Source organism: Achromobacter sp. (assembly GCF_036567245.1).
Classification (GTDB): domain Bacteria; phylum Pseudomonadota; class Gammaproteobacteria; order Burkholderiales; family Burkholderiaceae_B; genus Achromobacter.
In genome coordinates, this window is record NZ_DATCUY010000506.1 from 1 (window position 1) to 5,324 (window position 5,324).

The 5,324-nt window shown below is 67.7% G+C and carries 4 protein-coding genes; all 4 read right to left on the bottom strand.

Annotated elements, in window-relative coordinates; all coding sequences use genetic code 11:
- Positions 1-181 precede the first annotated feature (181 nt).
- The 4 genes from VIR09_RS21420 to VIR09_RS21435 are packed head-to-tail and all read right to left on the bottom strand — an operon-like array spanning position 182 to position 5,186.
- Positions 182-1,105: a type II secretion system F family protein gene (locus tag VIR09_RS21420; protein WP_332014678.1), complete on the bottom strand. Its 924-nt coding sequence runs from the start codon at positions 1,103-1,105 to the stop codon at positions 182-184.
- A complete protein-coding gene (locus tag VIR09_RS21425; protein ID WP_332014679.1) occupies positions 1,105-2,466 on the bottom strand; it encodes a CpaF family protein in 1,362 nt (453 codons plus the stop codon). The genes VIR09_RS21420 and VIR09_RS21425 overlap by 1 nt, the downstream gene beginning before the upstream one ends.
- Before the next feature lie 33 nt (positions 2,467-2,499).
- On the bottom strand, positions 2,500-3,828 hold the full coding sequence (locus tag VIR09_RS21430) for a pilus assembly protein CpaE (protein ID WP_332014680.1): 1,329 nt from the start codon (positions 3,826-3,828) through the stop codon (positions 2,500-2,502).
- Positions 3,825-5,186: a type II and III secretion system protein family protein gene (locus VIR09_RS21435; protein ID WP_332014681.1), complete on the bottom strand. Its 1,362-nt coding sequence runs from the start codon at positions 5,184-5,186 to the stop codon at positions 3,825-3,827. The genes VIR09_RS21430 and VIR09_RS21435 overlap by 4 nt, the downstream gene beginning before the upstream one ends.
- Between the last annotated feature and the right edge of the window lie 138 nt (positions 5,187-5,324).

Consider the following 5,324-nt stretch of genomic DNA (forward strand, 5'->3'; position numbering starts at 1 on the left):
CGCGCCGCCGTCGCGCGTGGCCAGCGCCTGATCCACCACCTGGCGGCTGCGGCCCTGGCTGCGCAGGCGTCGCGCCATGCCCAGCCCCAGCACCACCAGGCCGGCAGCCACCAGCATCAGCGCCATCGCCAGCACGGTGGATGCGTTCCAGGATTGCAGGGTGTCCATGCGACGCCTCCCTTCAAATGGCCTTGGCCATGCGATACAGCCAATAACAACCGCCGATCTGCAGGCACACGGCGGTGAGCAGCATCCTGAAACCCTGCGGGTCTTGCCACAGGCCCATGAACAGATTGTTGTTCGCGACGATGATGAAGCCCGCGATGCCCACGGGCAGCAAGGCCAGGATCCAGGCGGACAGCCGGACCTCGGCCGAACTCGCGGTCAATTCGTTGCGCGCCTGGGCGACGTCGCGCATGAAGGCCGCCATGCGTTCCAGCACCTGGTCGCTGCGGCCGCCGAAGCGCATGGCCAGCGACACCACCGCCGCGACCATGTACAGCTCCTTCAGCCCGTAGAGACGCGACACATGCGCCAGCGCTGCGTCCAGCTCCTTGGAACGGCTCAGGCTGGCCGCGGTCTCCATCACCTCGCGCAAGGGTTCGTCGGTGGCCGCCGCGGCGGTCTGGAACGCGGCGCCCATGCTGTTGCCGATGGTAATCAGGCGCACGATGTTGTCCAGGAACGCGGGCAGCTGCAAGATCATGCGCCGCTGACGCCTGTCGGCCCGCAGCCACAGCAAGAAGTACGCGAACACGGCCAGCAGCAGCAAAGTCACCGCCCCCGACAGCGCCCCCAGCAAGACCCAGGCCAGCGCCGCGCCGGCGACGACAGGCAGCGCGATGCGCAAGTACAGGCCGATGCTCTGCCGCAGGCCGGCCAGGCGCAGCAAGCGGTCCCAGCCGGAAAAGCCGCTGCGGAATTCGCGTGAGCTCTCGGCAAAGGGCGCATCGGCGCTGGCCTCGTCGCGGCCCCGTTGCAGCTGGCTTTCCAAAAAGGCGGAGCTGGCCGCCCGGCGCGCGCTGCGGCCGGCATGGCGCCACAGCAGCACCGCTCCGATCGCCAGCACCGCCGCCAGGGTCGCAAGCACCAGAGCTTCCAGCATCAGCGCCTCCTGCTCCAGAATCCGCCGCCCCCGCCTTCGCGGTCGTCAGGCGGGTTGTCGTTGGCGCGCGCCTCGTTGCGCATCTTGGCCAGCTTGGGCGTGTGGGGATGGATGCCCAGCCAGTTCCAGCGATCTTTTTCGTCGCCGTCCGGCGCCGCGTAGGACTCGTGGCGATAGAGCTCCTGGGTGGAGATCACGTTGTCGCCCATGCCGGTAATCTCGGTCACCGACAGCACGCGGCGCTTGCCGTTGGACAGGCGGCCGATCTGCACGATGAAATCCAGCGCGCTGGCGATCTGCCTGCGCAGACTGTCTTCGCTGCCCTGGAACCCGGCGAAGCCGGCGAGCATCTCGATGCGGTACAGGCATTCGCGCGGAGAGTTCGCGTGGATCGTCGCCATCGAACCTTCGTGCCCGGTGTTCATGGCCTGCAGCATGTCCATGACCTCGGCGCCGCGCACTTCCCCCACCACCACCCGGTCCGGCCGCATGCGCAGGCTGTTGCGGATCAGCTCGCGGATGGTGACGGCGCCGCTGCCGTCAAAGCCGCCCTGGCGCGATTCCAACCGCACCACGTGCGGATGGTTGAGCGACAGTTCAGCGGTGTCTTCCACCGTCACCACGCGTTCCGTTTCCGGGATGAAGAACGCCAGCGCGTTCAGCAGCGAGGTCTTGCCCGAGCTGGTGCCGCCGGAAACCAGTATGTTGCAGCGGTTCTTCACTGCTTCGTTCAGCAGCCGGTAGATCTCTTCGTCGAAAGAGCCCAGGGTCAGCAGGTCCGCCGGCTTGAGCGGGTCCTGGCGGAACTTGCGGATCGACACCATGGGGCCGTCCACCGCCAGCGGCTCGATCACCACGTTCAGGCGGCCGCCGTCGGGCAGGCGCGCGTCCACCATGGGGCTGGATTCGTCCAGCCGACGGCCGATCGGGGCCAGGATGCGGCGCACGATGCGCAACACGTGCTGGTTGTCGGTGAAGCGCAGCGTCTCGCGCGCCAGCACGCCGCGGCGCGAGACGAAGACATTGTCGTAGCCGTTGATCAGTATGTCTTCCACGGCCGGGTCGGCCAGCAGGTCTTCCAGGGGCCCCAGGCCCGCCAACTCCTTGGTCAGCGCCTCGGCGATGGCGCGCATTTCGCCTTCATTGATGGGCACCCGGCGCAGGCGCACGAAACTCGCGACCTCGATGTCCACGAACTCCTGGATCGCCGACCGGGCCCAGCGGCCGAACTCCGCGCCCAGCTCCTCGATGCGGGACAGCAGATGCTCGTAGGCCGCCGTCTTCACTTCCTGGTAGCGGTCCGACGCCGAAAAGCCTTTGTCGCCGTCGCCGCCGAACTCTATCGTCGCTGTCATGATCATCTCGGATCCCGTAACCGTCCGTCTGTCTGTCCGTCAACCAACCACCATGCGGCGGTGCACGCCGGGCAGCCAGGTGGCCAGCCAGCCCGCCCGCCCGCCGGGCGTGTTCTCCTCGGCGCAGAGACGTTCCGCCAGCGCCTGCACCGCGCGCACATAGACATCGCGTTCGGCCTCTTCGTGCAGCAGATGCCCCCGGTTCGTGCACACCATCAGGGGCAGCGTGCGGTCCGGCAGCGTACCCACCAGTTCCAGCTGGAAGCGTTCGGCGATCTGCTGCGCGGTCATGCCGTAGCGCTCGTCATAGCGGTTGACGATCAGGCCCAGGCTGCGCCGGTCCACGTGTTGTTGCTCCAGCTCCTGCAGCAGGCCGGCCAACGACACCAGCGCCCCTACGCTCTGGTCGGCCACGATCCAGTTCAACTGCGAGGCGCGCGCCAGGCCCGACACGAATTCGGGATTGGTGAAGCCGCCCGAATCGGCCACCACGACCGAGAAATGCTGGCGCATGCGCTCGAACACCAGCAGCGAGTCGGACTGCGAAATGTCGCGCATCTGGCCCAGGTCGCGCGGCAGCGACAGCACGCTCAGGCCATTGGCCGTGTGCGCCATGGCAGACCCCAGCAGCGTGGAATCGAGACGGCGCAGATTGCGGGCCGCCTCGGCAAAGTCGAAGTCGCCGCCGATGTTCAGGTAGAGCTGGCAGTCGCCCACGGGCCAGCCCAGGTCCATCAGCGCGACGCGGCTGGACAAGGGCAACGGCTCGCCGGAGGGCTTCGGCGCCTTGGCTCCGGAGGCGGTGGCGCGCTGGCCATGCGCAAGCTTCAGGCGGTCCTGCACCATGCCTGCCAGATGCACGGCCAGGGTGCTGGTGCCCACGCCGGGACGCGCGCCCAGCAGCACGACGCTGCGGCGCGTGCCGTCCATGCGACCGCCCGACGGCCGGTCGAGCAGGCGCAGCACCACTTCCTTGACCTCGTGTGGTGCCACCGAGGGATCGACAAAATCGCTGACGCCCGCCCGCAAGGCGGCGATCGCGCCCTCCGGCTGGCTTAGATAACCCACCGCGACGCGCGGCACCGTCGGCGCGATGCGAGCCAGCAAACGCGCCAGTTCGGCGGACTTGAACAGCTTGCCGGGCTCGTCTTCGCTCAAGGTGAAATCCAGGAACACCACCTGCGGCGCGATCTCCGTCAGGCGTCGCGCCAATTCTTCAATGCGCGGCGATTCCTGGGTCAGCATCCCCAGGTCGCCCAGAGTCTGCCCCAACTGCGCGGCGACCGCGTTGCCTTGGGAGCAGAACAGGAACCGCGTGCCATTTTGCAGGCCCACCCATTCGCTGGCATGTGTCTTCATATTGCTCACCGTGAAAAGCCCGGCATCTGCTGGCCACCCACCGGGCCAGTCAGGTAATAGCCCCAAGCGTTGAATGCCGTATCCGTCTGCTCCTGCTTGGCTCCCGGCAGCGGCAGGGTCACCCCGCGCGCGATGGGACGCACCAGGCGCGGCGTCACGACGATGACCAGCTCGGTGTCCTCCTGGGAGTAATCGACGCTGCGGAAAAAGGAGCCGATGATGGGCAGGTCGCCCAGCATGGGCACCTTGTTGACCATGGCCTTGGTCTGGCGCGACACCAGGCCGCTGATCACGAAGCTTTCGCCATCGCCCAGTTCGACCGTGGTGTCGGCGCGGCGGGTGCGCAGGGCCGGGATGATGGTGCTGGTGTCCGCGCTGGTGTTGATGGCGATGCCGTTGGTGTAATCCAGCTCGCTGGCCTCGGGCGCCACCTTCAGCGAGATGCGGTCGCGCGACAGCACGGTGGGCGTCACGGTCAGGCCGATGCCGAAGGGTTTGAAGGTCACGTTGACCGTCCCCAGGCCGCCCGCCTGCGGAATCGGCAGTTCGCCGCCGGCCAGGAAACTGGCGCTCTGCCCCGTCAAGGCCACCAGGGTCGGTTCGGCCAGGACGCGCGCCATGCCATTGGTCTGCAGCAGGCGCAGCCGCGCCGAGAAATTGTTGGAGTCGTAGAACAGCGAGAAGCCGGACGCCAGCGCGCCGCCGAGGCTGGCGGGCATGGTGGAGCTGCCGCCGCTCCAGGGGCCGTTGCTGGCCGTGAAGCTGATGCCGGCCGCCTTCATCACCGAACGCGACACTTCCACGACCTTCACCTCGACCTGCACCACGCCGCCGGCACCCGCGGTGGACATGTCCACCACGTTCTTTTCCCCGCCCACGGCGGACGCCGCCATGGTGGCTGACGCGATCTGCCCAAGTTGCGACTCGGCATGGCCCGATACGACCGCGTGGCCGTCAGCGATGTCGACGTTGGCGCCGCCGCCCAGGCCGCGGCTCGCCAGCGCGCCCTGCACGCTGCCGCCGACGCGGACGTTCCATATCTGCGGCGCGGCGTTGTTGCCGGTCCAGATCTGCAGTTGCGTGGTGCCGGGCTTCTTGCCATAGAGCAGCACGGAGCCTGCGCGCTTGCCGGAGGCGGGCAATATCTTCACGTCCGCCACGTCGGGGTCGCCAATGGCGATGCGCGTGGGTACGCCACTATCGAGCATGAGGCTCTGCTGCCCCTTCACCGCCATCGAGATGTCACGGACCGGCGCATTCGCACCCGTGGCGGGCGCCGCGGTCTGTGCCAGGCTGAGGCCCCCGTGCGTCATCGCTGCCGCGGCCGACAGGAGGCAGATCATGGTGGTGCGCTGATGTTTCTTCATGTGCAGGACCTGATAATGGAAAAAGTCCGGCTGCGGCCAGCGCCTGGTCCGCCCGCAGCCCTGTTCAATAGCGCACGCGCTCGGATTTTTCTCCCCGGATGATTTCCACTGTGCGGCCGCCGCCGGAACCCTGGGGCC

Coding starts and splice junctions, on each gene's coding strand:
- VIR09_RS21425 (WP_332014679.1), bottom strand. CDS start 2,466: ATGATCATGACAGCGACGATAGAGTTCGGCGGCGACGGCGACAAAGGC.
- VIR09_RS21435 (WP_332014681.1), bottom strand. CDS start 5,186: ATGAAGAAACATCAGCGCACCACCATGATCTGCCTCCTGTCGGCCGCG.
- VIR09_RS21420 (WP_332014678.1), bottom strand. CDS start 1,105: ATGCTGGAAGCTCTGGTGCTTGCGACCCTGGCGGCGGTGCTGGCGATC.